Origin of the sequence: Chroococcidiopsis sp. CCALA 051, assembly GCF_003015105.1 — a bacterium.
Taxonomy (GTDB): Bacteria; Cyanobacteriota; Cyanobacteriia; order Cyanobacteriales; family Chroococcidiopsidaceae; genus Chroococcidiopsis; species Chroococcidiopsis thermalis.
This window is the reverse complement of the sequence record NZ_PYCI01000001.1, coordinates 82,241-96,960: the sequence shown is the minus strand read 5'-3', so window position 1 is coordinate 96,960 and position 14,720 is coordinate 82,241. Positions and strand designations below refer to the sequence as shown.

Here is a 14,720-nt window from a genome sequence, read left to right as displayed (position 1 = left end):
ATCAAAGCTGAAGATGTAGCTTGATGGCGTTATCCACTAATGCCATCATTTCTTTGCTTAAGCAACCAATGCCACCATCAAGACGCTGTTTTGAAATGGTACGAATTTGTTGCGCTTGAATTTTAGACGATTTTGTCAAACCGCTATCTTTTGGTTCTAGCTTCACTTCAAACGGGTAAATGCGAGTTACATTTGATGTAATTGGCAGTACTGTAACCATATTAGCAGCCCGATTATTCGCATTATTACTAATAATTAGCACGGGGCGGCGCTTGCTGATTTCAGAACCAATTGTAGGGTTAAGATTAGCGCAATAAATCTCACCACGTTTCATTAGCAAGTCCATCAGCCACACTCACTTCCCAATCAGGATCGATTTCCTGGTTTGCTTCGCGATAAGCTGCTTCTAACTCCTGCTGCTGTAACAACTGCAAAGCTGTTTCAATTACCTGAGAGCGAGATTTATGCTGATGCGTGTTTTTGTAAGTTTCAATAAATCTCATCAAAGATGAGGAGAGAGAGACGGAAATTTTTTCTGTAGCCACTTAGTAGTACCACATAGAATACTTTTCCATCCTACTAAAGATACTACTTTTGTTCCCCCCCTTGGAAAGGGGGGCTAGGGGGGATCTGCGGCTTTCAATTGGATGAAATACACAGACTGTAGGGGCGCACAGATGTGCGCCCCTACCAGCGTTATATATGCGATCGCGAATTACTGTAGATAAAAATAATGCGATCGCAACGTTTGTGCTTCTCTACACCCCTGCAAGCATTCTTAACCGCAGACAGATGACTTTTCTGGCAATATCACTTTAGGCAGTGTAGTCTTGGATACTGAGTTACTTGTCTAAAAAGATACAAGCAGAATGAGCGGGGAGGGGAGAAATGGGACGAATTTTTTGGCGTGAGGTAGTGCGACTAGGACTAGTTAGCGTGGTGATAGGAAGTACGGCGTTTGGGAGTGCAGCGCTGGCTCAAGTTCCACCGGATAGCCAACTTAGACCTGATAATACTCTAGGTGTAGATAATTCCATAGTCAACTCCAGCCCAGATGGTATAGATACAATCTCTGGTGGAGCCACGCGGGGAAGTAATTTATTTCATAGTTTCGAGCAATTTTCCATCCCCAATGGACGGGCAGCTTTATTTGACAACGGAGCCAATATTCAAAATATCCTCACCAGAGTTACGGGTGGCTCCAGATCTGAGATTGACGGAATTTTAGCCGCAAGAGGCACGGCGAATTTATTCCTACTCAATCCCAATGGGATTATTTTCGGTCAAAATGCCAGACTCATAGTCGGTGGTTCCTTCATTGCCACGACAGCTAACAGTATCAACTTTGCCGATGGCACGCAGTTTAGCGCCACACCAGGTACGGGTGCGCCACTGCTCACCGTCAGCGTCCCTTTGGGTTTGCAATTTGGTGTAAATCCAGGCAATATGATCAACCGTGCTAACGGTGTCGGTTTACAGGTAGATGCTGGCAGAACTCTTGCTTTAATTGGTGGCAATGTCAGCTTGGAAGGTGGGGACTTAACTGCTGCGGGTGGACGAGTAGAATTAGGTGCAGTTGCTGCCCCAGGCGTGGTAGGAATTAACCCCGATCTCAGTGGTTTCCGCTTCAGCTTTCCTACAGATTTAACCCTATCAGACATATCGCTAACGAATGGCGCATTTATTGATGTCAGGGCTGGTGGTGGTGGCAGTATTGCTGTCAATAGCCGTAACCTCAGCTTGACAAGGGGCAGTCAGCTCAGAGCTGGTATTGCTAGAGGACAGGGGACAGATGGCGCTCAAGCAGGGGACATAGACGTTAACGCCCAAGATACGATTTCAATTGCCGAGTTAACGGGGGGGTTATTTAGTGGAATCTTCAATATTGTGCTACCAGAAAGCACGGGTAATGGTGGCAATATTAATATCAAAGCGCGATCGCTGACGTTAACTGACGATGGTGTATTGAGTGCGAGTACGTTTGGGAATGGAAATGCAGGGAATATATTCGTGCAAGTCGATGATTCTATCTCGCTCTCCAATAGCAGTAGGTTCTTTAGTAGAGTCGATCCTCAAGCAACGGGCAAGGGTGGCAATATTGACATCAAAGCGCGATCGCTGTCTTTGATCGATGACTCGGAACTGACAACCACCACTTTCGGACGAGGCAGTGCTGGTAATATTCAAGTGAATGTCGCTGATGCGCTATCCATCAATGGTAGTTCATCTCTGGAAGCGACTTCTGCCAGCCAAGGCAATTCAGGCAATATTACGATTACTGCTGGCGGACTCGTCTCCATTGACGGAGGAGTAAGTGGTAATCTGAGTAGCATCAGCAGCCTTCTGTTGCCAACAGCAGAGTTTGAAGGCGTTCGCCAAGGTGGAGAGATTAACATTACAGCCCGATCGCTATCCGTCACAAACGGAGCGCAAATTGCGACTACAGCCGCAGGACAGGGTAATGCAGGCAACATTCGAGTAGATGCGACAGATGATGTGAGCGTACTTGGCAATGCGGCGATACAAGCAATTTCTGGTAGCGCTGGTAACGCTGGTAATGTCACAGTTAATGCAGGCGATCGCATTGTTGTAGACGGTAGTAGCGGAATTTTTAGTGCCGTAACGCAGTTCGGTCAATTTCGCGGCGACGGTGAAGGAGGTGATATTAAGATCGCAGCGCGATCGCTATCTTTAACTAATGGCGCGCAAATCGGTGCTTCATCTCAGGGACGAGGAAATGCTGGCAATATTCAGATTGACGTAGCTGATTCGCTTGATGCTAGCGGCAAATCATTTATCCAAGCTTTTTCTAACGGTGAAGGCAATGCAGGTAATATCACCATCAATGCAGGCGATCGTGTTGCTTTTAGCGGTACGGGGACTAGAAGCGATCTGAGTGGAATTATCAGCTCTATCGAGGAAAACACGCCTAGAAGCGATCGCCGAGCGGGTGATATTAATATCAAAGCGCGATCGCTATTTTTATCAGACGGAACGTTGCTAGAAACCTCAGCTCGCAATTCAGGCAACGCTGGCAATATTCAACTGAGTTTAAGCGATTCGGTCTCGATTAGCAGCGGCGCACTTCTCAGAGCTATTTCTAGCAGTCCAGGCAACTCAGGCAATATTAGCATCACTGCTGGCGGTCTTGTCAGTGTAGATGGAGTGGGAACTGATGGTGAAGCCAGTCTTGTTATCAACGGTTTGGCTCCAACCACTGCGTTTGAGGGCAGTCGCCAAGGCGGAGACATTAAGATTACGGCGCGATCGTTGTCAATAACTAATCAAGCACAAATCGGCACTTCAACTTTTGGGCAAGGCAATGCAGGCAATATTCAAGTCGATATTGCAGATGATATTTCAATTGGTGCGGGTTCCTCTTTACAAGCGCTTTCAGTTGCCAAGGGAAATGCAGGCAATATAACAGTGACTGCTGGCGATCGCATCTCTTTGGATGGCACGGGTGGCATATTCACTGCTGTGGCACAGCTCGAACAGTTTCGCGGCGAAGGTGAAGGTGGTGATATTAAGATCGCAGCGCGATCGCTATCTTTAACTAATGGCGCTGAATTGAATACTAGTAACATAGTACAGGGTAGTGCGGGCGACATTGATATAGATGTTCGTTCGCTCGATCTCGATCGAAGTAGTATCTTTGCTGCAACAAATTTAGGTGACGGGGGAAATATTCGACTGCGGGCTAGTAAAGAATTACGACTACGCAACAACAGCCGCATTTCAACTTCAGCTGGCTTATTTCAGTTGGCAGGCAATGGTGGTAACATTAGCATCGATACTCCCCTCATTGTTGCCAACTTTGACGGTAACAACGATATTACTGCAAATGCATTCAGTGGCAGTGGTGGTAGGGTCGATATTACAGCCGATACTATCGTTGGATTCACGCCACTCTCGCGTCAAGAACTCCAGGCTTTGTTGGGAACTGACGATCCGACACAGTTAGATCCTAGCCGCCTGCCTAGTAATGACATCACCGCAATTTCTCAAACTAATCCGTCTCTCAGCGGCACTGTTACTTTCAATGCTGCCGATATCGATCCCAGTCGAGATATTGTAGAACTGCCTACAGGATTGGTCGATGCTTCCTCATTAGTCGCAGCCGGGTGTCCTTCGGGAGTAGAGAATCGATTTGCTGTCACCGGACGCGGCGGTTTACCTCCTTCCCCTGGGGATAAACTCAGTTCTGATGCCCTCCTCACGGATTGGGCAACTTTGCAAACACCGGAAACTCAAAACCGTGCCGCAGTAGAGCCAGCTATCCCCAAGGCAGATCGGACAACAACTCCTGTAGAACCTATTCAGGAAGCCACATCCTGGCAATTCGATCGCGATGGTAAGGTGATTCTAACGACTGCACCCTTGGCTACTACACGCAGATATAATCCACCTACCTCCTGCCAAGGTTCGTAAACTTCACACGCTAAAATTTACGATTTAAAATTTACGGCTAAAAATTCACGACTAGTTAATGCTGGTTTTGAGCCGTAAGTGGTACGATTCCCTCTAGTCCTCTAGTTGTACCTAGAAATCGTCCGTGAGGATCGGTAGGAAAAGGATGCAAAACATATCTATAGGGGCGCGCAATTTGTAGGGACGCATAACTTGTGTAGAGGCGCACATCTGTGCGTCCCTACAGATCGTTGTTATCTCGTTTAAAAATCAATGGTATGAAAAACTCAAATAGAAAAAAATCTGTTGCTTCCCATTTTCGATTTCAACTAAAGCCAATATATTTCAATAGAAAACGGATTATTTATAGCTTGCTTGCCTCGATCGCATTGCTGTGTACGACACAAGTACCCGCGATCGCCAAAATTCCCGCCCCCTCTACGACGATTCCCAGTCAGTCAATACCAATTGCACAGAAGGGCGATCGCCTGCAACAAGGTAAAACATTCTACGATGCGGGTCAGTATGCAGAGGCAGTCAACGTACTGCAACAAGCACTGCAAGACTACCGCGCCAAAAACGATACTCTCAAGCAAGCCCTAGCTTTGAGCAATCTCTCGCTGACATATCAACAACTCGGCGCTTGGACAGAAGCAAAACAGGCGATCGATGAGAGTCTCAAGTTGCTCGGATACGCAGCAGAGAAAACCCCCGACCCCCGACTCTCCTGTACGGGCGCACAGCAGTGCGCCCCTACCGACTCCCGCAACCAAGAAGTTCTCGCCCAAGCCTTAGACATCCAAGCCAGACTGCAATTATTGACAGGGGAAGCAGAAACAGCGATCGAGACTTGGGGGCGATCGGCAGCGCTTTATACTCAAGTTGGTAATAAAGCAGGAGAGATTCGCAGCCAGATTAATTCCGTCCAAGCATTACGGGCGATGGGGCTGTACAGCCGTGCCTTGACAAAATCGACCGAAATCAACAAATCTTTGGGCAATACTCCCGCTTCTCTGACTAAAGCAGTTAGTTTGCGCAGCCTGGGAGAAGTCCTACAACAAGTTGGTGATTTGGAACAGTCTCGCAAAACCCTACAAGAGAGTTTGCAGATTGCCCAAAGCCTACCTTCTGCGCCAGAAACCGCAGCGACGCTCTTGAGTTTAGGTAATACCGTCAGCGCTCAAGGAGACACCGACGCAGCCTTAGACTACTATCAACAAGCAGAAAAGTCTGCTCCTACTACCAATATCAAACTTCAAGCCCAGCTAAATCAACTGCAACTATTGAGTCAAACTCAACCAGATTCAGCCGCCCGAGAATTAATTCCTCAAATCGAAACTCAACTAGCCCAACTACCTCCCAGCCGAGCTACAGTTTACGCCCATATTAACTTTGCCGATAGTTTGATGAAGTTAGGGAGCAGGGAGCAGGGAGCAGAGAGCAGGGAGAAGAGAGCTGAGGGAGCAGAGGAGCAGGAGAGCAGAGGAGCGACAACAAATAACCAACAACCAATTACCAATTACCAATTACCAACTACCCAAGAAATTGCCCAAGTTCTAGCAACTGCGGTGCAACAGGCAAGGAGTTTGAAAGATCCGCGAGCTGAAGCTTATGCTTTGGGTAGCTTGGGTGGATTGTACGAGCAGGTCGGACAGTTGGCAGAGGCAAAGAAACTGACTCAGCAAGCACTGTTGATTACTCAGTCAATTGATGCTCCAGATATTGCTTATAGCTGGCAATGGCAGTTGGGAAGGCTGCTGAAAGCAGAGAAAGATAATCAAGGTGCGATCGCGGCTTATGCTGATGCGGTGAAAACTCTCCAATCTCTGCGTAACGATCTAGTTAGCATCAATCCCACCGTACAGTTTTCTTTTCGCGAGAGCGTAGAACCCGTGTATCGGCAGTTTGTCGGGTTGCTGTTGCAAGATGATGGCACTCAACCGAGTCAAGAGAATCTCAACCAAGCTCGTACCGTCTTTGAATCTCTCAAAGCTGCCGAACTCGTCGATTTCTTTCGAGCAGCTTGTTTAGATACCCAGCCAACTCAAATCGATCGCGTCGATCCTCAAGCGGCTGTGATCTATCCGGTGATTTTAGAAGACCGTTTGGAAGTTATTGTCAGCTTGCCCAAGCAACCTTTGCGTCATTATGCTACGGCTTTACCGCGCACTCAAGTCGAAAGCGCGATCGACCAGTTACGGCAAAATCTAGTGATCCGTTACTCTCAAGACTTTTTGACTCTCTCCCAACAAGTCTATGACTGGTTGATCCGACCTGCCGCTGCCGATATTGAAAACAGTGGCGTAAAAACTTTGGTATTCGTGCTGGATATTTCCTTGCAGAAGCTACCAATGGCGGCTCTGCACGATGGCAAACAGTTTCTCGTCCAAAAATATAGCGTTGCTCTCACGCCCAGTCTAGAATTACTCCAGCCCCAGCCTTTAAGCCGGGAGCGTTTGAGAGCCTTGACTGCTGGACTGACCGAACCACGAGGAGATTATCCAGCTTTAACTAATGTTGCATTAGAGCTAAATCAAATTCGCTCGGAAGTGCCAGGAAGAGAGTTACTCAATCAAAATTTCACTAGCACATCGCTGAGAAACCAAATTAAATCTCTGCCTTTTTCCATCGTCCATATTGCTAGTCACGCTCAGTTTGGCTCGCAAGCCGATCAGACATACATTCTTGCTTGGGATGGACCGATCAATGTCAAGCAGTTAGACGAACTGCTGCGGGTGCGCGAACCTAGCTCTAACTTAGAACGACCAAACGCGATCGAACTTCTGGTATTGAGCGGCTGTCGTACTGTTGCTGGAGATAGACGCGCTGCTCTCGGTATGGCTGGAGTCGCGGTCAGAGCCGGGGCGCGTAGTACCTTGGCAACTCTCTGGTATGTCAGCGATGCTGCTACCGTACCGCTCATGAGTCAGTTCTATCAGGAGCTATCTACGGCTGAGATGACAAAAGCCGAGGCACTCCGCCGCGCTCAACTTGCTCTACTACAAAACCCACGCTATCGCCATCCAGTTTACTGGGCTCCCTACGTTTTGGTAGGGAATTGGCTGTAGTCTAGTGACTAGTGACTGGTGGCTGGTGACTAGAATCTTTGCCTTGTGACTAGTGACTGGTGGCTGGTGACTAGAATCTTTGTCTAGCCACTAGCCACTAGCCACTAGCCTCTAACCACTAGCCTCTAACCACTAGCCACTAATTAGCCAGCAGTCTTAATCATTTCTCGCACTTTTTGCAGTAAGTCTGGATTTTGTCTCAGGGTGAGAAAGATTTGATTAAATCGCTGGATATCTAAACCTTCCCCCTTGACAGCTTGCTCCATTTGCCCTTGGGTGGACTGCTCAATTTTTTCGATTTTGGCGTTGGCTTGATCGAATTTCTTGTTTTCGTCAGGGGTAATTTTGGCTGTAGGCTGCGCTTGAGGATTTCGGCGCGATTGGTAAATTTCCCCAAACCGTTTTTCGCTCAAATCTTCCTGTTGAATTGCTTGAACAATCTGATTTTGGGCGTTCTCTTGGATAGGTTGTAGCTTCTTGACTGCATTCGCAAATTGTTGCAGTTCTTTCTGACTCACTTGCGCTGGGGCTGGCTGTTGAGTCGGCGGCTGAGATTGGGAAGGTTGAGTTGGTTGAGCCGGACTTTGTGACGGGCTATCTGCCTGTGAAAGCTTGATTTCTTTCGGTACAGAACCTGATTGCGCCCAAGCAGCACCACCACTCAATGCCACTGCGATCGCCATACCTATAAATGATAGATATCTAGCTTTCATGCAAGTTACACCTCAAACAAACTTTTTCCATGAAATCATCGCACATAATTTCCCAAATCCTCCTAAAGGAAGATGTGCGTGGAGAACATAATCCTCGCGATCTGTTTACCTATTTAACAGAAAAAATTGGCGGGCGATCGCTCTAGATACTTAACCCGGCAACGGATACCAGTCTTCTGCAAATAGTCGTAGTTGTCGCTCGCGATCGAGGACAATAATTATTTATATAACTTTTTCAAAATTTAAAACTTAAAAACATAAGTTAATGTAAGCATAACGAGCTAACCGCACACAGGAGAATTTCCCAATGAATCAGCCTTTAAAAAGCCCATTGCATTATTGGTACGAATTTTTCAATCGTAGTGCGATCGTGCGCAGCTTAGAAACTATTCAGGATTTAATTGTCATCTCTCTGTGCGTTGGTTTGTTCTGTGTCATGGCAATTCAACTGAGGGGAATATTCTTCATGTTGCTACCCCCTCTGAATTTCCACCAAATCGCGGCTGATATTCTGTTCCTACTGATTCTGGTTGAGTTGTTCCGACTGCTAATTATCTACCTGCAAGAACAGCGAGTATCGATTGGTGTAATGGTGGAAGTGTCTATTGTATCTGTATTGCGAGAAGTGATCGTGCGGGGAGTTTTAGAAGTTCCCTGGAATCAAATTTTGGCTGCATGTGCCTTTCTGCTGGTATTAGCAGCTCTACTCGTTGTCCGCGTTTGGATACCCCCCACATTCAAAGGTATCGATCCTGAAAAGCAGTACGCCAAAACCTATCACAATGGATCTATGCCAGACAGAAGCAAGCAGTCTCACAAAGAGATTCGCTTATCGGAATAGCATAAAGGAGTTCTCTATTTTGTAGATTGTAGAGATGTTATGGTGTAGCGTCTCTACGCTATTCATCAAAAGAAAACTCATCTTCGATATCGTCTTCAGTAGATCGTGCAGGTGTACTCCCTATACCCCAGAGAGGCTGTATCAAAGCCGTTGCAACCACCCCTACCCCAGCACTAACAGCCAAAACAAAACCAACTGGTAATTGAATTGTCTGGTAGCGTAAAAACTTCAGCCGAATTGGATCGGCATTTTGCATAGATAGCAGCGAGATCGCCACAATCCAAACAGCGACAATAGAAGAAGTGAGAAGACTAGCCAAAGATTTCATGATTTGGTTAATGGTTAATGGTTAATAGTCAATGGTTTATAGTCGATCGCAACTAGCAACCAACAACCAACAACTAACAACTAACTTGCTGAATTAATCTTTCCATTTCCATCACAATTCGATTTTGTTGGTCGAGAGAGTTGGTTTCCATGTAGACGCGCATGAGGGGTTCCGTACCTGATGGGCGTAACAGTATCCAACTGCCCTCTGCTAAATACAGTTTAACTCCGTCTTTGCGACCGACTTCTTTAACTGCGATTCCGGCGATCGCCCTGGGAGGATTTTGAGTAAAACTGTCGATAATGGCGGCTTTGTGGGCATCGCTGAGGTGCAAATCGATGCGGTGGTTGTACAGGGGACCATCAGCATCAGTAATTGCTTCTGCAACTAACTGACTCAATGGCTTACCTGCATAGGCGATCGCCTCAGCGACTAGCATATTCGCGAGTATCCCATCTTTTTCGGGAATATGTCCGATTACGCTTAAACCACCCGATTCTTCGCCGCCAATTAAGACGGTGGTTTTGCGCATTTTTTCCCCAATGTACTTGAATCCTACAGGAGTTTCGTACAAAGGTAATCTGTATTTAACGGCAAAATTATCGAGTAAACGTGTGGTGGCGACGGTACGGACGATCGCCCCTGTTTTGCCTTTATTTTCAATTAAGTGACGGGCAAGCAGTAACAAGACGGTATTCGGCGTTAGAATATTGCCCATCTCATCTACAATACCGAAGCGATCGCTATCTCCATCCGTGGCTAAGCCCAAGTCAGCAGCATCTGCTTGTACGGCTGCTACCAGCTGAGTTAACTGTTTGCCTTGTGGTTCCGGCATTCCACCACCAAACAAGACATCTCGGTAGGCGTGGAATGTTTCTAACTCGCAACCGCAGTATCTCAATACCGTATCTAAGTAGCCGCGAGAAGTCGAGTAAAGCGCATCGTACTTTACCCTCAGCCTAGCATGACGAATTTTTTCGATATCAATGAGAGAGTAGATAAATCTCAAATATTCGGGCTGGGGATTAAAAGTAGAAATTCTGTCATTGCGGATAAATTTTGGCGGAGTATCCTCCACACCAAAAATATTTGCCACAATTGTATCAGTAATCTCTGGAGTAGCAGGACCAGCATAGTCGGGAATGTATTTAATCCCGCAATAGGGTGCAGGGTTATGGCTAGCAGTGAACATTAATGCCCCTGCTGAATTTAGGTAACGGGCATTATAAGCAATTACCGGAGTCGGACAATCGCGATCGGTAATTTTCACACTCCATCCCAATTCTGCTAAGACTTCGGCAGCGGTACGGGCAAATTTTTCTGCCAGAAAACGGGTGTCGTACGCCACCAAAACTGGTCTACTTTTAGTGTATGCAGTTTCTAGGTAACTTGCGATCGCCCTTGTGACTCGTCGGACGTTGGTGAAGGTAAAATCGTCAGCGATGATTCCCCGCCATCCGTCAGTACCGAATTTAATTTTGCCGATTTGACTGGCATTCACAGTTTGCCACCCTATATTCATCATTAATAGTACAAGAAGTTTCTTGCTTCACTCCTTTGTTAGACAGTCCGTATCTTTGTTGTTTCTTCTGAGAACGATGCCAATTCTTGGGCAACCCTTTGTTAGTTATCACTTGTGGTCGTTAGTTGTCCCAGCCGTAGGACAAGAACGCTGGCATTGCCAAATGAAGCGAGGTTTTATCAAAGCAAGACAAAAAGAACCCATCGTTCAATCGTTACTTACCCAAGCTAGCATTCCGCAGCGGATTGGGTTGTTGGCGCAAAAAGGCGTTTACGAGTTCCATCGTCACCGCCAATTCCTGACTCAACCTGATGGCGTAGAAAGAGTCTCGCAGTTACTTAAACTCGGAAAATTAACCACACAAGTTCAGCAACGAGTCACGCAGATTCTCAAAAATTATCACGCTCATCCATTATTAGCAGGAAAACATATTATTGAATTAACCAGTGGTGAGGAAGGATTTCCCAAACCAATTTGGGTCGAACAACAAAATTACCGCTTTCGGCTCTATGCCACAATGGACTGTATTTTAACAGAACCAGATAAAACATTACACATCATCGATTTTAAAACAGGTAAATCTATCTTCGACCAAAGACAAGCATTTGTCTATCTCGTTGCTGCCCGTTATTTATATCCTCAATATACAGCAGTTGCCTCATTTTATAATTTAGAACAATGTAAAAAATCTGCTTTAATTCGCGTCACACCTAGCCAACTCGACGCAATTGAAAATCAGTTAGCAGCGATCGCGATTCGTCACCAACAAGATATTAACAACTACGAACAATCCCCGTATAAATTTAGTAAAATATTCCCTCCCAATCCAGGTTATCACTGTCGGCATTGTTCCTTCAGTGCCATTTGCGAATTCTCCAACTTCAAACCCTCCAAGTAGTTCTATCAAAATATCTTCGCGCCCTTCTTTGCGCCTTTGCGCGGACACTTTCCTCAACGGGGGATACCCCCGCACGTAAGTGTCCTTGTCTTTGCGCTACACAAAAATAAATCCCTTGCCAACATTCTGAGAAGGACAAGTTTACAAATATCTTTACATAAACGCAGAGATTGCTAGTGAACCTATCCCTCGGTCTATATCATTATATATAAAATTATCCCAACAGCTAACTTTGGGTTGATGATTTCTCTCAATAGCTTCTTTATAACAAATGTAAAATACGCCTGCGAGAGAAATCCATGTCTGAATTAATCAAAGACTCTCTACCAACACCAACCAAACAAAGATTTGCTGCTGCTTTTCGCCTTGTTAGTCGGTTTAGCTTTTGGATACAATTAGCACTAGCGAGTACCTCTGGAATTGCCTTAATATTTGCCGTCCTCAGCCGCAATGTTGGCGCAATACCTAACAGTGCAGGTCTTAGTTTTAGTATTTTTCTAGCAATTATTGGCGTATTACTAGCTGCCTTTAGTATAGTTTGGGCTTTTCGAGATCGCAGTTTAGCCAGACGCTTGCAATCAAGCGATCGCACGATTCATCCTCGTAAAGAAGAAGTAATTCAAGCCTTAAAAATCGGTTTAATCGTCAGTTTTATCGGAATGCTAATCGCTTTTATCGCCTCAGAAGTCAGCGCGATCGCAGTCTTATCAAAATCTTTATCTGTTCCTCAAGGAGTTGCAATCTACAATCGCCAAAATTTAATTCGTTCTTTAGATATTTTGGTAATCTTATCTAACGTTAACTTAATCGGAACTCATTTAGTTGGTAGTATAACCTCTTTAGGACTTCTAGAATGGATTGACTAAAGAGTAGAGGCGATCGCACTTCATCCTTCACGCTAGCTTACCGAATCGATGTCATGTCGCTTTTTCGGTAGACGGCAATGTATGGGCTTGCAACAATAGCCAGTATGGAATTGAATTGCGTACCCGTGCAAATGAACTTAAATCTCTTGCCATCGCGCGCTGAAATGGAACAAGCCGCTTGTAGCAAAGATGCTAGCTATGACGGCGTGTTTTTTGTGGCTGTCCGCACGACAGGAATTTTTTGTCGCCCTTCTTGTCCTGCCCGTGCGAAACTGGAAAACGTCGAATTCTTTCCCACAATTCGGGATGCTGTGCTTGCAGGTTATCGTCCTTGTAAACGATGTCATCCGCTTTTAGCGTACGGAGCATTGCCAGATTGGGTGACAACATTGATACAGCGCGTAGAAACCGCACCAGATCTAAAAATTACAGCCGCAGAACTGCGTGAGTTAAAAACAACTCCCGAACGAGTCCGACGCTGGTTTCGAGAGCATTACGGCATGACATTTGTAGAATGGTGTCGCAGCAGACGATTGGCGAATGCTTTGACGCAAATTCGAGCGGGAGCCACGCTAGATGATGTTGTCTTTGCCAATCAATATGAATCTCATAGTGGGTTTAGAGAAGCCTTCAGCAAAGTCTTTGGTGTCCCCCCAGGACAAAGCCAAACCAGTGACTTTGTAGCCACGCAAATTTTAGAAACACCTTTAGGAGCATTACTTGTTGGTGCAGTCGAGCGAGGGATATGCGCGATCGCCTATACAGATAAGCAAATGCTAGAGCATCACTATGCCACAATTCGCCAGCATTTTGGTTATCCAATTCTCCCCGTGACGAATCATCATATTGAGCATTTACGAGATGAACTGGCGCGTTATTTCGCAGGTAAGTTAACCGAGTTTACAACTCCTTTGGTTCCACAAGGGACTGCATTTCAAGAAAAAGTTTGGTCGGAGTTACAACGCATTCCTTATGGGACGACAATATCTTATGATGAACTGGCTCGGCGCATCGGTCAGCCTACAGCAGTTCGTGCCGTAGCTAGAGCAAATGGGATGAATCGGATCGATATCCTGATTCCCTGTCATCGCGTAATTGGTAAAGACGGACAGTTAACTGGATACAACGGTGGAATTTGGCGAAAACGGTTGCTGTTGGAACTAGAGCGGACTGGAAAATCTAAATGAAACCAATCGATCTAGCGCGCTTATTTTTACTCGCTGCGCTTTGGGGGAGTTCGTATTTATTTATCCGTATTGCAGCTCCTGTTTTAGGAGTTCTCTTCACCATCAGCTTACGGATTATTTTAGCAGCGGTTGCATTAGGTTTATCTGGCGCGATCGCCTCACCATTCAAGCTCAAAAGTCGTTGGCAGTCTTATCTTTTGTTGGGTTTATTCAACAATGTCATTCCTTTTTTATTAATTGCGATCGCCGTTGTCAACCTTAATGCTTCAATTGCGGCAATTTTAAATGCAACAGCTCCTCTATTTACAGCGATCGTTTCAGCTATTTGGTTGAAAGAATCGCTAAACAAACGTAAAGCGATTGGATTAGTATTAGGAATTGTTGGAGTTACTATTTTAGTTGGATGGAGTCCTTTACCGCTATCAGCTTCAGTCATTTTTGGAGGAATATCAGCTTTAATTGCAGCCCTCTCCTATGGTATTGCTGCTGTGTATGCCCGTCGCAGATTTATACACGATCGAGTTGCTGAAACTGCCTTCGGACAACTAACTAGTTCGAGTATTTTGCTGATTCCGGTTGCTTTTGCAACTTTTCCTCAAACACTTCCCTCGCTCGAAGTTATTTTTGCAGTCGCCGTACTCGCGATCGCGTGTACTGCTGTTGCCTATCCGCTCTACTTTCAACTAATTTCTAATATCGGTGCGACTGGAGCAATAACTGTTGCTTTTTTAATTCCTGTTTTCAGTCTGTTATTTGGCAATATTTTCCTCGGCGAACCCGTGAATTCTGGCTTAATTTTTGGATTGATAACAATTTTACTGAGCGTTTGGTTAGTCATTAATCCAAAACAGCAGAAATAATTGCGATCGCGTTCCGCCTTCACCTCG

The 14,720-nt window shown here is 45.8% G+C and carries 13 protein-coding genes; 7 read left to right on the top strand and 6 right to left on the bottom strand.

What is annotated here, in order from left to right; translation table 11 throughout:
* Position 1: 1 nt before the first annotated feature.
* Positions 2-334, bottom strand: a complete 333-nt coding sequence (locus tag C7Y66_RS00400; RefSeq protein WP_106544065.1) for a type II toxin-antitoxin system PemK/MazF family toxin — start codon at positions 332-334, stop codon at positions 2-4.
* Complete coding sequence (locus tag C7Y66_RS00395; protein ID WP_199197172.1) at positions 321-545, bottom strand: CopG family transcriptional regulator; 225 nt, start codon at positions 543-545, stop codon at positions 321-323. The genes C7Y66_RS00400 and C7Y66_RS00395 overlap by 14 nt, the downstream gene beginning before the upstream one ends.
* A 343-nt stretch (positions 546-888) precedes the next feature.
* Here C7Y66_RS00395 and C7Y66_RS00390 point away from each other — a divergent pair, with 343 nt between their 5' ends.
* Complete coding sequence (locus tag C7Y66_RS00390) at positions 889-4,431, top strand: filamentous hemagglutinin N-terminal domain-containing protein (protein WP_106544063.1); 3,543 nt, start codon at positions 889-891, stop codon at positions 4,429-4,431.
* A 55-nt stretch (positions 4,432-4,486) separates the two neighbouring features.
* On the opposite strand, the gene C7Y66_RS30770 is transcribed toward C7Y66_RS00390, so the two are convergent.
* Positions 4,487-4,639 carry a hypothetical protein gene (locus tag C7Y66_RS30770; RefSeq protein WP_158265834.1) on the bottom strand — a complete coding sequence of 51 codons (153 nt, stop codon included), beginning with the start codon at positions 4,637-4,639 and terminating at the stop codon, positions 4,487-4,489.
* A gap of 49 nt (positions 4,640-4,688) precedes the next feature.
* Between C7Y66_RS30770 and C7Y66_RS00385 the strand changes: the two genes are divergently transcribed.
* A complete protein-coding gene (locus C7Y66_RS00385; RefSeq protein ID WP_106544062.1) occupies positions 4,689-7,478 on the top strand; it encodes a CHAT domain-containing protein in 2,790 nt (929 codons plus the stop codon).
* A 143-nt stretch (positions 7,479-7,621) separates the two neighbouring features.
* On the opposite strand, the gene C7Y66_RS00380 is transcribed toward C7Y66_RS00385, so the two are convergent.
* A complete protein-coding gene (locus C7Y66_RS00380; protein WP_106544061.1) occupies positions 7,622-8,191 on the bottom strand; it encodes a DUF4168 domain-containing protein in 570 nt (189 codons plus the stop codon).
* A gap of 307 nt (positions 8,192-8,498) precedes the next feature.
* Here C7Y66_RS00380 and C7Y66_RS00375 point away from each other — a divergent pair, with 307 nt between their 5' ends.
* Positions 8,499-9,032: a phosphate-starvation-inducible PsiE family protein gene (locus C7Y66_RS00375; protein WP_015152578.1), complete on the top strand. Its 534-nt coding sequence runs from the start codon at positions 8,499-8,501 to the stop codon at positions 9,030-9,032.
* Positions 9,033-9,090: 58 nt separating this feature from the next.
* On the opposite strand, the gene C7Y66_RS00370 is transcribed toward C7Y66_RS00375, so the two are convergent.
* Together C7Y66_RS00370 and C7Y66_RS00365 are read right to left on the bottom strand one after the other, a co-directional pair.
* Entirely contained in the window at positions 9,091-9,360 is a 270-nt protein-coding gene (locus C7Y66_RS00370; protein WP_106544060.1) for a LapA family protein, read from the bottom strand.
* Between the two features lie 73 nt (positions 9,361-9,433).
* Complete coding sequence (locus tag C7Y66_RS00365; RefSeq protein ID WP_199197171.1) at positions 9,434-10,885, bottom strand: phosphoglucomutase/phosphomannomutase family protein; 1,452 nt, start codon at positions 10,883-10,885, stop codon at positions 9,434-9,436.
* 73 nt (positions 10,886-10,958) lie between these two features.
* Here C7Y66_RS00365 and C7Y66_RS00360 point away from each other — a divergent pair, with 73 nt between their 5' ends.
* The 4 genes from C7Y66_RS00360 (at position 10,959) to C7Y66_RS00345 (ending at position 14,693) form a co-directional block, all read left to right on the top strand.
* Entirely contained in the window at positions 10,959-11,780 is an 822-nt protein-coding gene (locus tag C7Y66_RS00360; protein ID WP_106544058.1) for a PD-(D/E)XK nuclease family protein, read from the top strand.
* A gap of 299 nt (positions 11,781-12,079) precedes the next feature.
* Complete coding sequence (locus tag C7Y66_RS00355; RefSeq protein WP_106544057.1) at positions 12,080-12,646, top strand: DUF3611 family protein; 567 nt, start codon at positions 12,080-12,082, stop codon at positions 12,644-12,646.
* A gap of 104 nt (positions 12,647-12,750) precedes the next feature.
* A complete protein-coding gene (locus C7Y66_RS00350; RefSeq protein WP_233222460.1) occupies positions 12,751-13,833 on the top strand; it encodes a bifunctional transcriptional activator/DNA repair enzyme AdaA in 1,083 nt (360 codons plus the stop codon).
* Positions 13,830-14,693, top strand: a complete 864-nt coding sequence (locus C7Y66_RS00345; protein ID WP_106544055.1) for a DMT family transporter — start codon at positions 13,830-13,832, stop codon at positions 14,691-14,693. The genes C7Y66_RS00350 and C7Y66_RS00345 overlap by 4 nt, the downstream gene beginning before the upstream one ends.
* Positions 14,694-14,720: the final 27 nt, after the last annotated feature.

Bases quoted from the DNA above. Each gene is read 5' to 3' on its own strand.
- C7Y66_RS00400 (WP_106544065.1), bottom strand. From the start codon at position 334: ATGAAACGTGGTGAGATTTATTGCGCTAATCTTAACCCTACAATTGGT.
- C7Y66_RS00390 (WP_106544063.1), top strand. From the start codon at position 889: ATGGGACGAATTTTTTGGCGTGAGGTAGTGCGACTAGGACTAGTTAGC.
- C7Y66_RS00385 (WP_106544062.1), top strand. From the start codon at position 4,689: ATGAAAAACTCAAATAGAAAAAAATCTGTTGCTTCCCATTTTCGATTT.
- C7Y66_RS00380 (WP_106544061.1), bottom strand. From the start codon at position 8,191: ATGAAAGCTAGATATCTATCATTTATAGGTATGGCGATCGCAGTGGCA.
- C7Y66_RS00375 (WP_015152578.1), top strand. From the start codon at position 8,499: ATGAATCAGCCTTTAAAAAGCCCATTGCATTATTGGTACGAATTTTTC.
- C7Y66_RS00370 (WP_106544060.1), bottom strand. From the start codon at position 9,360: ATGAAATCTTTGGCTAGTCTTCTCACTTCTTCTATTGTCGCTGTTTGG.
- C7Y66_RS00365 (WP_199197171.1), bottom strand. From the start codon at position 10,885: ATGATGAATATAGGGTGGCAAACTGTGAATGCCAGTCAAATCGGCAAA.
- C7Y66_RS00360 (WP_106544058.1), top strand. From the start codon at position 10,959: ATGCCAATTCTTGGGCAACCCTTTGTTAGTTATCACTTGTGGTCGTTA.
- C7Y66_RS00355 (WP_106544057.1), top strand. From the start codon at position 12,080: ATGTCTGAATTAATCAAAGACTCTCTACCAACACCAACCAAACAAAGA.
- C7Y66_RS00350 (WP_233222460.1), top strand. From the start codon at position 12,751: ATGGAATTGAATTGCGTACCCGTGCAAATGAACTTAAATCTCTTGCCA.
- C7Y66_RS00345 (WP_106544055.1), top strand. From the start codon at position 13,830: ATGAAACCAATCGATCTAGCGCGCTTATTTTTACTCGCTGCGCTTTGG.